This window comes from Rathayibacter sp. VKM Ac-2879 (assembly GCF_015351245.1).
GTDB lineage: Bacteria > Actinomycetota > Actinomycetes > Actinomycetales > Microbacteriaceae > Rathayibacter.
On record NZ_JADKSO010000001.1, the window covers coordinates 492,092 to 508,283 of the forward strand.

A 16,192-nucleotide genomic window follows, 5' to 3' on the forward strand; every position below is an offset into this window, starting at 1 on the left:
ACGTACTACCCTGGATCGAGGGTCGCACCGGGGGCACGGCACCCGCCGCAGCACCCGCGAGGAGGATCCGTGGCATCTCACCGGACAGGCGAGACCCCGGTCGTGGGGACGACCATCGGTCGGCGGTACACCATCGAGGAGTTCATCGGCCGCGGAGGCATGGCCACCGTCTATCGGGCGCGCGACGAGATCCTCGGCCGCTCGGTCGCGCTCAAGATGTTCGCCGCGGGAATCGACGACGCGCAGGATTTGCAACGCAAGGCCTCGGAGATCCGCCTTCTGGCTGCGCTCAATCACCCCGCCCTGGTCACCCTTTATGACGCCCACGACGGAGGGGACGACACCAACGGCCAGGCGTACATGGTCATGGAGCTGGCCGAAGGGCCGAGCCTCGCGGAGCGCCTCGCCACCGGCCCCGTCGCCCCGAACGACGTCGCCGCGATGGCCGCCGACCTGGGTGAGGCGCTGCACACGGTGCACGAGGCCGGAGTCGTCCACCGCGACGTCAAGCCGTCGAACGTCCTGCTCGTGCCGAGTCCGCTGACGAGCCGCGAGTTCCGGCCCAAGCTCGCCGACTTCGGCATCGCGTCCCTTATCGACGCGACGAGGATCACCGCACCCGGCACCCTGATCGGGACGGCCGCCTACCTCAGCCCCGAACAGGCGCAGGGCGATCAGGCGACCGCGGCGACCGACATCTATTCGCTCGGACTCGTGCTCCTGGAGTCCCTCACCGGGCGTCGGCCCTTCACCGGCTCGGCGATCGAGATGACCCTCGCCCGCCTCCTCCGCGACCCCGAGATCTCGGCGTCGCTCGGTGGCGGCTGGTCGTCGCTCCTGACCGCGATGACGCAGCGCGAACCAGCTGAGCGGCCCACGGCGATCGCGGTCGCGGAGGTGGCGCGCCGACTCATCGATCCCCGTCGCGATAGCCCGCCCGCCGCGATCGTCGTGCCCGATGTTCCTCCGCACCGAGACGAGACCGTCCCGATGCCCGCGGTGACGCGACCGATCGCCCCGAACGACTCCGCCCCTGAGACCGAGGTGATCGCTCCGACGCGGCTCGTGCCGGAGGCGGCCCCGCGCACCGAGATGATGCCCGCGGCCTCGCTTGCGCCTCCGGCCACTCGCGCCGACGCCCGTGTACCGGTGCCCAATGCCTCCGCTCGTCGACGCGGCCCGAACCCCTGGCTGCTCGTCTTGGTGCTCGCGCTCGTCGCGGTCGCCGTCGGCCTCGCGATCATCCTCGTGGGCGGCCAGGAGGCTCCGCTCCCCGCGGTCGGTGGCGAACTCGGCGACCATCTCCGTCAGCTGCGCGAGAGCATCCGCTCGTGAAGCGCGCGCGAGTCGCGGCCGTTCTGGTCTCGGCGCTGATGCTTGCGGGATGCTCCGCCTCCGACCCGTCGATTCAGGCGGGCACGGCGCAGACGCTCGACGACGCGGTCGTGGCCGTCGCCGAGCGGGCAGCCGCCGACGACTACACGGGGGCGCTGAGAGAGCTGGACTCCCTGCAGTCGGCGCTCGATCAGGCGGTGGCGGCCGCGACGATCAGCGCTGAGCGCGCCTCGCTCGTCCAGGCCCGAGTCGACACCGTCCGCGCCGACCTCGAGGGCGCGATCGGCGCGACCCCCGGTCCGTCGCCGTCGCCGACGTCGAGCGAGGAGCCGAACGGCGAGCAGGAGACATCCTCCGAGACCCCGGTCGCGTCGGCTCCCCAACCCGAGGAGACGGACGACGATGCGCCCGCGCCGACTCCCGAGGACACCGAGCCCGTCGACACGCCGGAGCCGTCGACAGCGCCGGGCAACAGCGGCGAGGCGCCCGGCAACGGCGGAGACGCGCCGGGCAACAGCGGAGACGCGCCGGGCAACAGCGGGAACGCGCCGGGCAACAGCGGAGACGCGCCCGGCAACGGCAAGGGCCCCGGCGCACGCTGAGCGCCCGCCGCCGCTACTCGTCGCGGTCGGTGTACTCGCCGTCGGGCTCGGACTCGGTGCCCGCCGCGTCCGTGTCGACGTAGCCGCCCTTGACCGAGCTGTCCTCCTCGTTGGTGGACGTGTCGACGTAGCTGCGCTCCTCCTCGCTCGCCGTGTGCGAGACGCCGTCCGTCGAGGTGTACTCGCCGCTCGGCTCGGTGCCGTCGGCACGATGACGGCCCTGCCGGGTGTCCGCGTCGGAGGCGCTCTCGTGCACCTCGTGGTTCTCGTCGTGGTGGGTCATGCCGGGCTCCTCGCTCCATCGCGTCGGATCTGCGCGAACCGAGTGCCCGCGCCATTCCGACCCTCGTCCATCCCCTCCACACGTGCAAGTCGTTGCGCCTGCACATCCGTGCCATCACGCCCCACACACCGGCGGATCGGACATGCCCGTTCACGGTGTACGCCGAGCGATCGTCGCGTGTCCGGGTGCTGCCGCGCCCGATCGTTCGCGAGACACCGACCAAGCAGTGCGATGTGCGGAGTCACGCGCGGCGGTCGTCGATCAGGAACGGCGAGGCGAAGCGCACTGAACGGTCACTCGCGCACAAATCTCGACACCGTCACGGCGATGGTGACGGCTGTCTTCTCTCCGTGGGCGTCGAGTGCCGCGTCGAGGGCGGATGGATCGATGTGGTGCGCGCTCGGCCCCATCAGAGCCTCCGCGCGCAGTTCCGCGCGCGACATGAGGGCGACGTAGTCGAGTTCGTCGCGGCGCGCGAGCGAGAAGCCGCGCAACTGCTCGTCGAGCCGTTCGGCCTTGCCTGCGTCGATGCCGAGCATTCCGAGCTCGGTGCGGATCTCGTGCAGGTGCCGCTCGCGAGGGGTCACGACGACGGCCGAGCCGCCCTGGCGCAGCACGCGGTGCATCTCGGCCGGAGTGCGCGGGGCGAAGACGCTCAGCAGGGCGTCGGCGGTCCCGTCGCCGAGGGGGAGGGGCTGCCACAGGTCCGCGGTCGCGACCGCGGCGCGGGGGTGCGCTCGCGCCGCTCGGCGGGCAGCGGCGGCCGAGAGGTCCAGACCCAGTCCGTCGCTCTCCGGATGCGCATCGAGCACGGTGGCGAGGTAGGCGGCGGTGCCGCAGCCGAGGTCGACCACCAACCGGACGCTGGCGGGAACGGCCTCGGCGACCGCCTCGCGGATCGGCGAGAAGTGGCCGGAGTCCAGCAGCACCTCCCTGGCGTGAACCATCGCCGCCGTGTCGCCCGAGGTCGCGTGGCGGCCGCGTAGCAGCGAGACGTATCCCTGTCGCGCGAGGTCGGCGCTGTGACCGAGCTCGCAGCGCAGGGTGGAGGGGCGCGGCACGGCATCGGGCGCGAGTGCGCGAGCGCAGACGGGGCATGCTAGCGCCGGCAGCACGGTCGAGCCAGGCCGCGTCTCCGGGTCGAAGGCGTTCACTCCCGCTCGGACCGCATCGCGGTGATCGCCGCGTTGAGCGTCGCGATGGTGGGAACGGCGAAGAGGGCGCCGGCGAGGCCGGCGACCTCGAGTCCTGTCGCGACGCCGAGGACGACGGCCAGCGGATGCACTTTCACCGCACTGCCCAGGATCAGCGGTTGCAGTACGTGCCCTTCGAGGAGGTGCACGAGCACGACGATGCCGACCATCACCAGGGCGGCCACGGGGCCGCTGAACAACAGGGCGACGAGGGCTGCGAGCGCGCCCGTCATGATCGCACCGAGGATCGGCACGAAGGACCCGAGGAACACGACGATCGCGATCGGCATGACGAGCGGGAGCTGCAGCGCGAGCGCCCCGATCCCGATGCCCACCGCGTTGATCCCAGCGACTCCGAGCTGGGCCCGCACGAACAGGCTGAGCGTGCGCCAGCCCGCCGCGCCTCCGCGATCGAGCGAGGGCCGGGCGCGCTGCGGCAGCAGGCGGAGCAGCCAGCCCCAGATCCGGCGCCCGTCGAGCATCAGGAAGATGAGCGAGAAGAGAGTGAGCAGCGTGCCGGCGAACACCTGGGCGAGCTGCGAGCCGACGGCGAGGGCTCCCGAGGCGATCGTGGCGGCCCGCGTGTCCGCCCAGGTGATCGCGCGCTGGGCGTAGTCGCCCAGCTGCACGTCACTCAACGAGAACGGCGGCCCTTGCAGCCACGTCTCGATGTCGCGACTGGCCGAGAGCGCGCGCTCCCCGACTCCGCTGAACCCCGAGCGCGACTGCACGATCACGAGCGCGACGAGACCCGACAGCACGAGCAGCATCGCCAGGATCGACACCAGCACCGCGAGCGGACGGGGCCAGTGCAGACGTTCCAGCGCGTCGCGCAGCGGTGAGAGCAGCGCCGTCAACAGGAGGGCGACGAGCACCGGCACCACGATGACGGGCAGGAGCGAGACGAGTCGCACCACGAGGTACAGCACGGCGGCCACGGCGAGGAACCGCCAGCCCCACGCCGCGGCTATGCGCATCCCGGGAGAGACGTCCGCGGAGCGATCGAGCGTGGAGTCGGCCGGCAGGAGGGCCTGTGCGCCCCGAACCGCAGAGGCGGGAGGCGTCACCGCGTGCCCGTGTCGCCCGGTGCGCCGTGGGCGTTCTCGCATGTCCCCTCCGATCTCCTCGCAGTGTACGGCGCGGTGACCTCTCGGAACCCCGAGAGTGGCGGGAGACGCTCCGGCGCTCGACGAGGCGCGGCTCGCGCCGGGCCGCGCCCCGCTCGGAGACGCGGACAGTGGCGAACGCTGCCAGGCTGGGCAGGCGACCGAGCTCCTCGTCGTGATGGTGACCGCGCTGGTGGTCATCGCCGCCGCGGCCCTCGTGGGCCTGCGGCTGGGCGTCGCCTCTCCTCTCGTCCTCGTGGCGATCGGCGTGGCCGCCAGTTTCCTGCCGAGGCTCGGCTCCCTGTCGCACGTCGCACAAGCAGGCACTGATCGCTCTCGCCCGCCGCCGCATCAACGGCCTGATGAGCGCGGGTCCTTGCGCGGCGGTGACAGCATCATCGTTCCGCGATGGTCACCGCCCGGATGCGGGAGACGGTGTCGAGCTGTCCTCGGACGTGGACCAGACGGCTTGCGCTCCGGTGTCGCCTATCTGGACGACGTTCGCAGTCGCTCCCACGGCGACGACGATCGCGACGGCAGCGAGGATCAACGAGGGGACAGAGCGAGCGCGCCGTGCCCGTGCGACGGCGGGGTACTTCCCGCGCGCGCGGAACCAGAGCCAGTGCGCGACGCAGAGGACGAAGAGTCCGGCCGCCCAGGGCAGCAGGTGATCGCCGAGCTCTGCGTGGCGTTCGAGTGCCGCGGAAGGGTCGACCTGGCGTTCGAGCGCTTCGCCGGCCTGGGTAGCGAGGGGGACTCCGAGGAGTGCGACGAGGGCGGTGATCGGAGTGATCACGCCGAGGCGTCGTCGGGCGGCCGGCCAGATGCTGCCGAAGACGAGCATCAGGGCGGCGAGGGGGAGTAGGACGACGACGAAGTGGACGAGGAGGGGGTGGAGGGGAAGGCCGTTGATCTGCCAGTCGGTCATCGTGGTTCACGCTTTCGGTTGGAGGGTCATTGCGGCGTGCTGCGCATCGTCGTCGAGTCAGGGTCCGGTGAGAGTGGTCAGCAGCTCCTGAATGCTCTTCGTCTCGGCGGCCGGGTCGGAGCTGCCGGCGCGGACGGAGGAGAGGACGGGGTCGATCTGCTGGTCGACGTAGGTCCAGGTCTGGCAGTTCGCTGCGCTCAGCGCGGGCTCGGCGTCGTCCCAGGCCGTCTCGAGGTCGGTGGCGCGGGCTTTCGCGCCGGCCTGGTCGCCGCTAGTGACGAGGGCGAGGGTGTCGGAGGTGATGGTCTGGAAGTTCTGCACGTCGCCAGTCGGGAAGTCCGCCTGCACTGACTCCTGCGCGTCGGCTGCGGAGAAGGTCCCTGATGCGTCGCAGGCCGGGGCCGCGCCTTCCGGTGCCGGGGTGGTGTGCGGCTGGCTGTTGGTGAACGCGAGCAGACCGACGACAGCGACGGCGAGGACGGCGAACGCGACGAGCGAGCGTCGCTCCCGAGCGACGGGCGGGGTGTGATGTTCCGCGCCCTTGTCGACGTCGGCCTTGCTGAGGGAGAGGTAGACGACCGTGGCGAGGATCGCGAGCAGGAAGATGATGCTCGTGACGAAGGTGCCCAGCCCGAGGCCCTGCTCGTCGGGGGAGAGGCCGAGCCAGTCGCCGATGTTCGCGCCGAGGGGCCGGGTCAGGATGTAGGCGATCCAGAACGCGAGGACGGGGTTCGCTCCGTAGCGCCAGAGGCCGGTGGCGATCGCGATCAGCGCGAGCGGCAGGAGGATCGAGACGCCGGGGCCCCAGCCGGTGAGCTCGAGGGTCCAGTCGCCGAGGGCGGTGCCGAGCGCGAAGGTGACGAGGACGGTGAGCCAGTAGAACGCCTCGCGCGGGGTCGTGTCGATGCTGTGGATCGAGAGCGTGCGCTCCTTCGAATGCCAGATGCCGAACACGATCGCGAGGAGCACCGAGAAGGCGAGGGAGCTGGCCCAGAGGGGCACTCCGAGCTGGTCGGTGAGGATGTCGGTGAGCAGGGTTCCGGTGACGCTCATCACGACGACGGTCAGCCAGTACGCGGAGGGGACGTAGCGCCGCAGCCGCATCTGCACGGCGAGCACGATCGCCGTGACCACGATGAAGATCGCGGCGGTGGCGAGGAGGCCGACTCCGAGGACCATGTTGATCCAGTCGGCGAAGCTCTCGCCGACCGTGGTGCAGAGGATCTTGATGATCCAGAACCAGATCGTGACCTCGGGGACCTTGCTGAGCAGCCGGTGCGCCGGGAAGCGGGTCGTCATCGTTGCGTTGTCCATTCCCGCAGAGTCCCAGTCGGGAAGGAGGCGGCGGCTCGGGATGCACCGTGCCGCGTTGTGTTTGCTCACAGAATCCTCCGCTGCCTGCGGGCGCACGTTCGTAGCGTGGACACCTTCGCCGTTCTCTGCGCTGAGAGACGAGGGCGCCACTGATGCCGAACCGGGAACCCACATCGGACGGCGCTGATCTTCTACCGGGAGCAGGACAAGCCGTTCGGGTTCGACACTGCGTGGATGAACGAGGTCATCGAGCACCGTTCGATGTTCTGGCTGGTGCCGTCGCTGGTGATGAACAGCCTCGGAGGCGGGATCTTCGGCACGATCGTGATCCCGGTCGCGGTCCGGCTGCGCACCGAGCGCGTGGCGTCACCGCCGCCTCTGTGGCGCCGGAGTGCCCAGCGCCGCGCCTCTTGCTGACGACCGGTCAGGGCTGAGGCTTCACCACGTCGCCGCGGAGGATCGTCAGGAGGACGACGGCCACGATCGACTCGGATGTGACGAGGGCCGCGAGCACGATGATCGGGAAGGCGCCTGCGGCGACCGGTGAGAGGCCGCCGAAGCGGGTCGCAACCACGCCGGGCAGGACGACGAGTTCCGTCGTCCTGGTCTGATCGGTCAACGGCACCAGCCCAGCGGATGTCCGTGATGACGCCCGAGAGGACCACGGCGAGGAGCGCGAGCTGAGCCGCGCCACGCAGGATCGCCAGCGCCGGCCGCGATCACGGCGCCCGGGGCCAGCTGGTCGATGGGCGCTCCTGGATGACCCAGGTGTTGCCATCGAGGTCGGTGACGAGGACGACGGTGTTCCGCACGTCGAGGTCGAGGTGGAACCCGACTCGCTCTGCGGAGAACGCTTTCGCCCGGTCGACGTCCTCGACACTCACGGGGGCGACTTCACGATTCCACTGCACAGGACGAGGGCGAGGTGCTGTGTGCATCCTCAACGACCCCGGTGAATGCCCCAGCGTGTGACACCGAGGGCTCCTCCAGCATGGCGGGATGACGCATCTCTCTGCCCCGCGCCGAGCACCGCTCCCGCGACCTCGCGGCGGTGTTCTCGCCGGCCGGTACACCGCATCGACGGTGCCCGAGGCGACGGCGCTGTTCTGGATTCTGAAGGTGCTGACCACCGGGATGGGCGAGACCGCGTCGGATTTCCTCGCGACGGCGTTCGACCCGGTGATCGTGGTCGGCGTGACGGGGCTCGCGTTCCTCGCCGCCCTCGGGCTGCAGTTCGCGGTGCGCCGTTACATCCCGTGGGTGTACTGGCTGGCGGTGCTGATGGTGAGCATCTTCGGCACCATGGCCGCCGACGTGCTCCATGTCGTCGCCGGCATCCCCTACCTCGTCTCCACGCTCGTGTTTGCGGTGGCCCTCGCCGCGGTCTTCGCCGGGTGGTGGCGGGTCGAGCGGACGCTGTCGATCCACTCGATCACGACGCCCCGCCGGGCCCTGTTCTACTGGCTGGCCGTCTCGGGGACCTTCGCGCTCGGCACGGCCGCCGGCGACCTGACCGCGTCGACGCTCGGCTTCGGCTACCTGCCCTCCGCCGTTGTCTTCGCGGCGATCATCGCTGTCCCTGCTGTCGGGCACCGGTTCGCGGGGATGAACGCGGTCCTCGCGTTCTGGTTCGCGTACGTCGTCACGCGACCTCTCGGGGCGTCGGTGTGCGACTGGCTCGCGGACCCGGTGAGCCGCAGCGGACTCGGCCTGGGAACCGGCCCGGTCACTCTCGCGGCTCTCGCGCTGTTCGTGCTGCTGGTCGCTGTGATCGCGTTTGGACGCCGTCCGCACCCGGTCGCCGCGGCGGAGTGACGACGTTCAGGAGCGATCAGGCGTCGCGGCGCGCGCGACTCTTCTGCCGCCAGTAGGCGAGCGCGATGCCGGCGAGGCTGATGACGATCAGGCAGACCACGGCGATCGCCCAGGGGCCGGCGCCGTCGAGCAGAGATTCAGGGTCGATCATCGGTTCTCCTTGCGAGAGGTCGGGTGGGGCTGCGTCGCAGGGATGCGGACTTCAACACCGAGGCCGTGGGGGACGAGATTGCGGATCGTGAACTGTCCGCCGGCGGCTCGGCTGAGGCCGGCGACGATCCCGAGCCCGAGGCCGGCGCCGCCCTCGCGGGATCGGGCGGCGTCAGGGCGGGTGAATCGGTCGGTCGCGACGGCGAGGAAGGACTCGGGGACGCCGGGGCCGTCGTCGTCGACAGAGAGGACGATCTCCTCGGCGCGCTCGACGAGGGTCGCGGTGATGCTGCCGCCGTCGGAGGTCGCGGCGACGGCGTTCGCGAGCAGGTTGTCCAGAATCCGGCCGAAATCGGTCGGCGAGATCGGGTACCGGGCCGCGACGCTGGAGGAGGGCGCGACGAAGTCGATGGCGAGGTCGCGATCACGGGCGAGCATCCGGGCACGGTCGACGCTGTCGGTCACCTCCTCGCGCAGGGCCGCCGAAGAGGCGTCGCCGGCGACGGTGCCGGCGTCGATCCTCGAGAGGATCAGCAGCCCATCGGTCAGCGATTGCAAGCGGTCGATCGAGCGGCGCGCGTCGACGATGTCGGCGTAGAGCGCGGCCGGGTCGTCACGGACCCGCTCGGCGAGCTCGAGGCGGGTGCGCAGGGCCGCGAGCGGGGTGCGCAGCTCGTGACTCGCGTCGGCGACGAGCTGCCGTTCGCGGTCCGCCGACTCCCGCAGGTCCTCGATCAGCGCGTTCAGGGTCGAGGCGAGATCGGAGAGCTCGTCCCGCGCGGGCCCGACGGGGAGCAGCTCGGTGGAGCGTCCCTGGCGCAGCCGGTCGGCGATGGCGCGCATCCGGCCGACGGGGCGCAGCGCGAGGCCGACCAGGATCCAGGAGGTCGCCGCGAACGCGACGAACAGGATCACCAGGGCGATCAGGAGTGTCGTGCTGACCCCGTCGACGACCGCTTCGGCGGTGTCGCGGCTCTCCTCGATCAGCGCCTGCGACGCCCCGGAGCGAACCAGGTCGATGGTGGACTCGTCGAGGATGTGATCGAGCTGCTCGCGGACGACGATCGCCACGATCCCGAAAAACAGCATCGCGACCAGCAGGCTCGACACCGTGATCCGCACCCGGATCGACAGCGAACGCCACCTCACGGCGTCACCCCGAGGCGATAGCCGGCGCCCCGTCGGGTGAGGATCTCGACCGTCGCACCGCCGGCGGCGAGCTTGCGGCGGAGGTAGCTGATGTACTGCTCCGCGATGTTGTGATCCACGAACTCCGCAGACCCCCACACCTCGAGCAGGATCTCCTCCCGCGGCACGAACTCGCCGGCGCGCACCGCGAGCACGCGCAGCACCCCGAATTCCTTCGGGCTCAACGGCAGCACGGCGCCCTCGACCGTCGCGGCGTGCGCGTACGGATCCACCCGCAGATTTCCCAGCACGACCGGTGCCCGGTTCGTGAGGTGCTCTCGGCGGATCATCGCGCGTAAGCGAGCGGAGAGCTCCTCGAAGTGGAATGGCTTGGCGAGGTAGTCGTCGGCGCCCGCGTCGAGGCCGAACACGCGGTCCTGCAGGGCGTCCCGGGCGGTGAGCATGATCACCGGGAGAGTTGCGCCGGTCGCGCGCAGGTGCCGGCAGATCTCGAAACCGCTCATCCCCGGGAGCATCACGTCCAGGACCGCCGCAGCGTAGTCCGCGTCGCGAGCTGCGTTCAGCGCGTCGACCCCGTTCGAGAACAGGGCGACGTCGTAGCCGTCACCGGTGAGGCCTCGCTTGATGAGCTCGCCCATCTCGACGTCGTCTTCGACGACCATCACCGCGTCACGCATCCACGCCTCCTATGGTCATGCTCGCACCGCTGGCGTGACGGAACCGGCCTACTCCGCGGAGATATGCGGCTTTTCAGCGGCACGCAATGCATACAGAGGCAGCGCAGGTGCAGTCCCATCGAGCAGCACGTCCGTGGCGCGCGGACGACCTCGAGCATGAGTGCTGGCATGGACGCCGACTTCGGTCGGCGCTGCGCTGTGCGCATTGTGCCTGGAAGCCATTCGGCAGCGTACGGGCCTCCGGTGTCCACGCAAGCCGCTGCGCGGCCGGCTCCTCCGAGGTTCTCGACACGCGGTCGCTGCGCTTCCCCACATCGCGCCGACACTCTCCCCGCCGCCGCCCTCCGGGTTGCGTTCCCACGTCCGACCCTGCTCGGCACGACGTGCCTTCCAGGCAAAAAAGCGAGGAGAGAGAACGGACGACTGCGCCAGATCACCCCCCTGCTTGACAAATCTGATGGAGAATCACCGTGGCGATGCTCTCGCTCCTCGTCCAGGGCGTCACGATCGGGCCGCTGGTGCGGAGGACTGCGCCGGTGGTGGACGCGGCGTCGGCGACGGCCGCCGCCGACGCCGAACGCGCGCGGGTCTATGCGCTGCTGAAGTCGAGCGTCGAGGCGGAGCAGGAGCGCGAGCCCGCGGGCGAGGAGCGCAGCAGGGAGGCGTTCGAGGCCTCGCAGATCGCTCTCGAGTTGCGAGCCCGGGCTGCGGGCCGAATCCCGGCCGGTCCGGTCAGCTCTGCTCGAACTCCGCGGCGAAGGAGCCGTGCAGGGGGTGAGCAGGGTCGTCGCCGACGGCGCTCGCGGGGTCGTCCGTCTCCACTGCGCGCGCGGAGGCGGCTCCCGGGCCGCCGTCGTCCACGGCCAGGTCGTCGAGGATCTCGTGGGCGATGCGGCTCGAGAGACCGCTCCGCTCTCCGGGCGCCGGATCCGATCGGGGGTCGGCGGGAGCCGCGAGCGCCTGCTCGAGCCCCGTCGCCCCCGGCATGCCCGCGGATCCTCCGGCGTGTGTGTCGTCCATCGCCTCTCCTTGCTGCTCGAGTGCACATCGGACAGCGCCGACCGCGTGAGCCTGAGCGTAGAGGACGACGGGGATCGCCGGGTGCTGCGTCGGGCCGCCGCCGTCAGTCGACGAGAACCCAGGCGTGCGCGTCGACCTGGGCGCCGCCGAGCGAGACCGGGCTGTCGTCGAGATTGAGCGCGAGTCGTGCGCTCTGTCCGTCCGGCCCTTCGGCGACGAGGAGTACTGCCGTGTTCGAGAGATCGACCGCGCGCGTCGCCGCGGAGACCAGCCAGGGGTGCCGACGCCGGAACGCGAGGACCTCCTGGTGCGCGCGGTAGGCCTCTCCGCCCGCCCACTCGCTGGGGTCGGCCGGGAATGCGGGGCGTACCGCGTCGTCTCCGCCCGCCCGCTCCTCCTTCACCCCGAGTAGGCCGCGCTCGTCGCCAGAGTAGATGCTCGGTACGCCTCCGACGAAGCCGAGAACGGCCACCGCATGCCCGTGATGGCGCGGATCGCTGATGGCGCTCGCCACCCGTGTGACGTCGTGGTTGCCGAGGAACGTGAGCGGCAGGAACTCGTCGAGGAAGCCGTTGTGGCGCTGCAGCGACCATGCGAGCTCGAAAAGGTTCGCCTCCTCGATCGAGTTGCGCACCGCCTTCCAGAGCTCGTACTGGGTGACGGAGTCGAGCCCGGACTCGCGCACGTACCCCGCGTAGTCGCCGTGGATGACCTCGCCGACGAACCAGGCGTCGGGAAACCGCTCGCGCACCGGGTCGATCGCCGCATGCCACGCGGCGGGCGCCAGGGCGTAGGCGGCGTCGAGCCGCCAGCCGTCGATGCCCCGCTCGAGCCAGTGCGCGAGCACCGACGACACGAATGCCGCCACCTCGGGGTTGCCGTTGTCGAGCTCGACCAATGCCTCGTGGCCCTCGAAGACGTCGACGAGAAGTCCGTCCACGTCGCGCGAGCGCTCGCTCCGCGAGAAGCGCGCGGCGGCTGTCGAGCTGGCTCCTGCGGCGACGGCCTCGCGCCACCAGGGATGCTCGCGCCCGACGTGATTGAAGACTCCGTCGAGCAGCACGCGGATGCCGCGCGCCCGGCAGGCGGCGATCAGCGCATCGAGGTCCGCCTCGTCGCCGAGGCGCGGGTCGACGCGAAAGTGATCGATCGTGTCGTAGCCGTGCGTGCTCGACGCGAACACCGGGCCGAGCAGCAGCCCGTTGCAGCCGAGCGCGAGCAGGTCGTCGAGCCAGGGCAGCAGTGCTCGGAGGCGGTGCTGCGGCGGATCCGCGTCGCGCGGCCCCTCGAGCGCGCTCGCCTCGGCTCCCGTGAAGCCGAGTGGGTAGACATGCCACCAGATCGCCGTCGAGATCCATCCGTTCGTCGGTGCCACGATGACCGCCTCTCCGGCGGCCCGAGGCGCGCCGTCGACACTGTAGCGAGCGCAGCTCGCGTGCCTCCGTGACCGTGGCCCCTGGGCGCAGGGCTCGTACCGCGGGCTCAGCCGGCGTGTCCCCCCGCTCACGGCCCGGGCCGGAGCTCGGCGGCCCAGCCCACGACCCCTAGCATCGCCGCGAGCACGGCCGGCACGGTGACGGAGGCGAGGGCGAGCGCGAGGAGGGCGGCGGCCAGCCCCAGCGCCCCGTGCCGTCGCTGGTCGACGTGAGCCACCGCCCGCAGGCCCGGCACGAGCGCCACGATGGCGAGCCCGACGGCCGCGATCGCCCACACGGGGTGCACGGAGCACGTCAGTGCGAGCAGCCCGAGGGCGAATGCAGCGAGCCCGGTGTCGGGGGAACGAGTGATGGGAGGCTCCCGGGGCGGCGCCGGGTCGGGGAGCGAGGGACGGCGGGAGAGGAAGGAAACGATCGACATGACTCCACCCTCGTGAGGGTCGACCGGCGGGAGGAGCGCCTCCCGAGATCGGTGGAGAGATCGCATGATCGCCGTCTGTGGAGGGAGCCTTCGTGCGCTCCGAGAGGCGCGGATCGGCGTCCTGGCGGGCGGCAGAGGCCGGGAATCGCGGGAAATTCGTGATCAGGCTGGTAGGTTACCGACGGTCCGACCGGTTTTGGGGGCGTCCGTCCCCGGCCGAGGACGATCCACTACAACCAGCTGTTCTCAACAGCGCGAACGTCCTGGGAGGACACTCCAATGGCTGACAAGTCGCTCAACCGCACCGAGCTCGTCGCGAAGATCGCCGCGGACTCCGGCCAGAGCCAGGCCGCCGTCAACGGCGTCCTCGACTCGCTCTTCGCCACCCTGGCCGACTCCGTCTCGAACGACGTGAAGGTCACCATCCCCGGCTGGATCGCCGTCGAGCGCACCTCCCGCGCCGCGCGCACCGGCCGCAACCCGCAGACCGGCGAGACCATCCAGATCGCCGCCGGCCACTCGGTCAAGGTCTCGGCGGGCACCAAGCTCAAGGCCGCGGCCAAGTAGTCGCAGCACTACGACGAAGGCCCCGGCTCGACGCCGGGGCCATCGTCGTTCGGCGGCGGCCGTCGTCCGGCGCGGGAACGTAGGCTGTGCGGGTGAATCGCACCGCTCGGATCGTCGGCCCGGCACTCGTCCTCGTCGTTGCGTCCCTCGCCGCCCTCCTCGCGGCCCTCGTCTTCGGCGGCGGTGCTCGCGCCCTCCTGCTGACCGATCCCGGGCCCGTGGTGCGCTGGGGGCTGCCGATCGCGAAGCTCGCCGTGAATCTCGGAGCAGCCGGCATGATCGGCTCGCTCGTGCTGACCCTCTTCGCCCTCAGCCCCCGTACGCCCCGCGCTGCTGGCTCCCGCATCGACACGTCCGAGCCGCGCACCGAGTTCTCGGTGGCGCTCGACGTCGCCGCCGCGAGTGCGGCCTTCTTCGCCGCCGCGAGCGCCGTGACGGGCTTCCTCACGTTCCTCAGCGTCACGCAGACCCCGCTCAGCCTCGATCGCGACTTCGGCACCAAGCTCAGCTACTTCCTGGGGAGCATCCCGGTCGGGCAGGCCTGGCTCGTCACGGCGCTCCTCGGTGCGGTCGTGACCGTGCTGTGCTTCGCCGTCCGCAACCACACGGCTCTCGTGTTCGTCACAGCGGCGGCGCTGCTCTCCCTGGTGCCGATGACGCAGCAGGGCCACACTGCGGAATCCAGCGGTCACGACGCCGCCGTCACGGCGCTCGGCCTGCACCTCGTGTTCGCGGCGATCTGGCTCGGCGGCCTGATGACGATCGTGGTCCTGCGTCCGCTCCTGGCGGGCACACGCCTCCTGGCGGTCGTCGAGCGCTACTCGAGCCTGGCGCTCGTCAGCTTCGTCGTCGTGGCGGCCTCGGGCTACGTCAGTGCCGAGCTGCGTCTGGCGACCCTCGCCAACCTCCTGACCGGCTACGGCGTGCTCGTGCTCGTGAAGGTCGCTGTTCTCCTCGTGCTCGGGCTCCTCGGTGCCGTGCAGCGGCGTGTGCTCATCGAGCGGATGCGGGCGGCCGGCGGTGCGGGCGGCCGCAGCTTCTGGTGGTTGGTCGGCGCCGAGCTCGCGTTCATGGGCATCGCCTCGGGAGTCGCGGCTGCGCTCGCACGCACCGCCCCGCCGGTCGAGCAGCTCGCCGCCGATCAGCTCACGAATCCGACTCCCGCGCAGCTGCTCACGGGCGAGGCGCTTCCGCCTCCCGCGAGCGCCCTCAACTTCCTCACGCTGTGGAACGTCGACCTCGTCTGGCTCCTCGTCTGCGCGTTCGCTGTCGCGTTCTACATAGCGGGAGTCGTGCGGCTGCGCCGCCGCGGCGATCGCTGGCCGGTGTACCGGACGGTGCTCTGGGTCGCAGGCATGCTCCTGCTCGCTTACATCACCAACGGCGGCGTCAATGCCTACGAGAAGTACCTGTTCAGCGCGCACATGCTCGCGCACATGGTCCTCACGATGGCCGTTCCGCTTCTGCTGGTCCCGGCCGCCCCCGTGACCCTGCTGGCGCGGGCCGCCCGGCGCCGCACCGACGGCTCGCGGGGCCCCCGCGAGTGGGTGCTGCTGGCGGTGCACTCGCGCTTCGCGACGGCGATCTCGCATCCGATCGTCGCGGCGTTGCTGTTCGTCGGCTCGCTCTGGGGCTTCTACTACTCGCCCCTGTTCCGCTGGGCGACGACTGACCACATCGGCCACGAGTGGATGATCGTGCACTTCCTCATCACGGGGTACCTCTTCGTGAGCGTGCTCATCGGAGTCGATCCCAGCCCGCACCGAGTGCCGTACCCGATGCGGCTGCTCCTGCTGCTCGGCACGATGGCGTTCCACGCCTTCTTCGGCCTTGCCCTGATGACCGGGGAGGGGCTCCTCCTCGCCGACTGGTACGGCGCCATGGGCTGGGGGACCTCCGCTCTCGTCGATCAGCAGGCAGCGGGGGGCATCGCGTGGAGCGTGGGCGAGATCCCGACCGTCGCGCTCGCGATCGTCGTCGCGATGATGTGGAGTCGCTCCGACGACCGCGAGACCCGTCGCCGGGATCGCCAGGCCGATCGGTCGGGAGAGGCCGAGCTCTCGGCCTACAACGATCGGCTCGCCGCGCTCGAGAGACGCGGCTGAGCTGCACGGGACGCTCCGAAGCCTCCTCCACAGCGCGCGAAAGCGGGGGAGTCATCGGGAGGCGCCAGGGCGCCGCGACCGGCTGGGTACA

General features: G+C 70.9%; 19 protein-coding genes. 6 read left to right on the forward strand and 13 right to left on the reverse strand.

Going from position 1 to position 16,192, the window contains the following annotated elements:
• Positions 1-69: 69 nt before the first annotated feature.
• Both ITJ45_RS02345 and ITJ45_RS02350 read left to right on the forward strand, forming a co-directional pair.
• The gene (locus ITJ45_RS02345; protein ID WP_194607228.1) at positions 70-1,335 is read left to right on the forward strand and encodes a serine/threonine-protein kinase; all 1,266 of its coding nucleotides are present in this window, start codon (positions 70-72) and stop codon (positions 1,333-1,335) included.
• Positions 1,332-1,937, forward strand: coding sequence for a hypothetical protein (locus ITJ45_RS02350; RefSeq protein ID WP_194607229.1), 606 nt, complete (start codon positions 1,332-1,334; stop codon positions 1,935-1,937). Before ITJ45_RS02345 ends, ITJ45_RS02350 begins: the two co-directional genes overlap by 4 nt.
• Before the next feature lie 13 nt (positions 1,938-1,950).
• Here the strand turns inward: ITJ45_RS02350 and ITJ45_RS02355 are convergent, their stop codons facing one another.
• The 5 genes from ITJ45_RS02355 to ITJ45_RS02375 all read right to left on the reverse strand — a co-directional run bounded on the left by ITJ45_RS02355 (position 1,951) and on the right by ITJ45_RS02375 (position 6,830).
• A complete protein-coding gene (locus ITJ45_RS02355) occupies positions 1,951-2,220 on the reverse strand; it encodes a hypothetical protein (protein ID WP_194607230.1) in 270 nt (89 codons plus the stop codon).
• A gap of 293 nt (positions 2,221-2,513) precedes the next feature.
• Positions 2,514-3,374, reverse strand: coding sequence for a methyltransferase domain-containing protein (locus ITJ45_RS02360; protein WP_323742819.1), 861 nt, complete (start codon positions 3,372-3,374; stop codon positions 2,514-2,516).
• Positions 3,371-4,522, reverse strand: a complete 1,152-nt coding sequence (locus ITJ45_RS02365; RefSeq protein ID WP_194607231.1) for an AI-2E family transporter — start codon at positions 4,520-4,522, stop codon at positions 3,371-3,373. Before ITJ45_RS02365 ends, ITJ45_RS02360 begins: the two co-directional genes overlap by 4 nt.
• Positions 4,523-4,931: 409 nt before the next feature.
• On the reverse strand, positions 4,932-5,447 hold the full coding sequence (locus tag ITJ45_RS02370; RefSeq protein WP_194607232.1) for a DUF2231 domain-containing protein: 516 nt from the start codon (positions 5,445-5,447) through the stop codon (positions 4,932-4,934).
• A 57-nt stretch (positions 5,448-5,504) separates the two neighbouring features.
• Positions 5,505-6,830 (reverse strand): hypothetical protein, encoded by a 1,326-nt coding sequence (locus ITJ45_RS02375; RefSeq protein WP_323742820.1) that lies wholly within the window; start codon positions 6,828-6,830, stop codon positions 5,505-5,507.
• 165 nt (positions 6,831-6,995) lie between these two features.
• Between ITJ45_RS02375 and ITJ45_RS02380 the strand changes: the two genes are divergently transcribed.
• Positions 6,996-7,178 (forward strand): hypothetical protein, encoded by a 183-nt coding sequence (locus ITJ45_RS02380; RefSeq protein ID WP_194607233.1) that lies wholly within the window; start codon positions 6,996-6,998, stop codon positions 7,176-7,178.
• Positions 7,179-7,185: 7 nt separating this feature from the next.
• Here the strand turns inward: ITJ45_RS02380 and ITJ45_RS14405 are convergent, their stop codons facing one another.
• Positions 7,186-7,386: a hypothetical protein gene (locus tag ITJ45_RS14405; RefSeq protein ID WP_416365261.1), complete on the reverse strand. Its 201-nt coding sequence runs from the start codon at positions 7,384-7,386 to the stop codon at positions 7,186-7,188.
• Between the two features lie 94 nt (positions 7,387-7,480).
• Positions 7,481-7,645, reverse strand: coding sequence for a hypothetical protein (locus ITJ45_RS02390; RefSeq protein ID WP_194607235.1), 165 nt, complete (start codon positions 7,643-7,645; stop codon positions 7,481-7,483).
• A 115-nt stretch (positions 7,646-7,760) separates the two neighbouring features.
• On the opposite strand from ITJ45_RS02390, the gene ITJ45_RS02395 reads away from it, so the two are divergent.
• Positions 7,761-8,576, forward strand: coding sequence for a hypothetical protein (locus ITJ45_RS02395; protein WP_194607236.1), 816 nt, complete (start codon positions 7,761-7,763; stop codon positions 8,574-8,576).
• Between the two features lie 16 nt (positions 8,577-8,592).
• Here ITJ45_RS02395 and ITJ45_RS14145 read toward each other — a convergent pair whose 3' ends face one another.
• From ITJ45_RS14145 to ITJ45_RS02420, 6 genes are all read right to left on the reverse strand, one after another.
• Complete coding sequence (locus tag ITJ45_RS14145; RefSeq protein ID WP_267238131.1) at positions 8,593-8,727, reverse strand: hypothetical protein; 135 nt, start codon at positions 8,725-8,727, stop codon at positions 8,593-8,595.
• Entirely contained in the window at positions 8,724-9,875 is a 1,152-nt protein-coding gene (locus ITJ45_RS02400; RefSeq protein ID WP_323742821.1) for a HAMP domain-containing sensor histidine kinase, read from the reverse strand. Before ITJ45_RS02400 ends, ITJ45_RS14145 begins: the two co-directional genes overlap by 4 nt.
• A complete protein-coding gene (locus ITJ45_RS02405; RefSeq protein ID WP_194607237.1) occupies positions 9,872-10,552 on the reverse strand; it encodes a response regulator transcription factor in 681 nt (226 codons plus the stop codon). The genes ITJ45_RS02400 and ITJ45_RS02405 overlap by 4 nt, the downstream gene beginning before the upstream one ends.
• 732 nt (positions 10,553-11,284) lie before the next feature.
• Positions 11,285-11,572, reverse strand: coding sequence for a hypothetical protein (locus ITJ45_RS02410; RefSeq protein WP_194607238.1), 288 nt, complete (start codon positions 11,570-11,572; stop codon positions 11,285-11,287).
• Positions 11,573-11,675: 103 nt separating this feature from the next.
• Entirely contained in the window at positions 11,676-12,947 is a 1,272-nt protein-coding gene (locus ITJ45_RS02415; protein WP_323742822.1) for an alpha-amylase family glycosyl hydrolase, read from the reverse strand.
• 128 nt (positions 12,948-13,075) lie between these two features.
• Positions 13,076-13,429, reverse strand: coding sequence for a hypothetical protein (locus ITJ45_RS02420; protein WP_194607239.1), 354 nt, complete (start codon positions 13,427-13,429; stop codon positions 13,076-13,078).
• Between the two features lie 279 nt (positions 13,430-13,708).
• Here ITJ45_RS02420 and ITJ45_RS02425 point away from each other — a divergent pair, with 279 nt between their 5' ends.
• Entirely contained in the window at positions 13,709-13,996 is a 288-nt protein-coding gene (locus ITJ45_RS02425; protein WP_194607240.1) for an HU family DNA-binding protein, read from the forward strand.
• A gap of 92 nt (positions 13,997-14,088) precedes the next feature.
• Complete coding sequence (locus ITJ45_RS02430; RefSeq protein WP_323742823.1) at positions 14,089-16,101, forward strand: cytochrome c oxidase assembly protein; 2,013 nt, start codon at positions 14,089-14,091, stop codon at positions 16,099-16,101.
• Positions 16,102-16,192: the final 91 nt, after the last annotated feature.

Excerpts from the sequence above, each read along its gene's own strand:
- ITJ45_RS02355 (WP_194607230.1), bottom strand. The coding sequence starts at position 2,220 with ATGACCCACCACGACGAGAACCACGAGGTGCACGAGAGCGCCTCCGAC.
- ITJ45_RS02365 (WP_194607231.1), bottom strand. The coding sequence starts at position 4,522 with ATGCGAGAACGCCCACGGCGCACCGGGCGACACGGGCACGCGGTGACG.
- ITJ45_RS02370 (WP_194607232.1), bottom strand. The coding sequence starts at position 5,447 with ATGACCGACTGGCAGATCAACGGCCTTCCCCTCCACCCCCTCCTCGTC.
- ITJ45_RS02380 (WP_194607233.1), top strand. The coding sequence starts at position 6,996 with ATGAACGAGGTCATCGAGCACCGTTCGATGTTCTGGCTGGTGCCGTCG.
- ITJ45_RS02395 (WP_194607236.1), top strand. The coding sequence starts at position 7,761 with ATGACGCATCTCTCTGCCCCGCGCCGAGCACCGCTCCCGCGACCTCGC.
- ITJ45_RS14145 (WP_267238131.1), bottom strand. The coding sequence starts at position 8,727 with ATGATCGACCCTGAATCTCTGCTCGACGGCGCCGGCCCCTGGGCGATC.
- ITJ45_RS02405 (WP_194607237.1), bottom strand. The coding sequence starts at position 10,552 with ATGCGTGACGCGGTGATGGTCGTCGAAGACGACGTCGAGATGGGCGAG.
- ITJ45_RS02410 (WP_194607238.1), bottom strand. The coding sequence starts at position 11,572 with ATGGACGACACACACGCCGGAGGATCCGCGGGCATGCCGGGGGCGACG.
- ITJ45_RS02420 (WP_194607239.1), bottom strand. The coding sequence starts at position 13,429 with ATGTCGATCGTTTCCTTCCTCTCCCGCCGTCCCTCGCTCCCCGACCCG.
- ITJ45_RS02425 (WP_194607240.1), top strand. The coding sequence starts at position 13,709 with ATGGCTGACAAGTCGCTCAACCGCACCGAGCTCGTCGCGAAGATCGCC.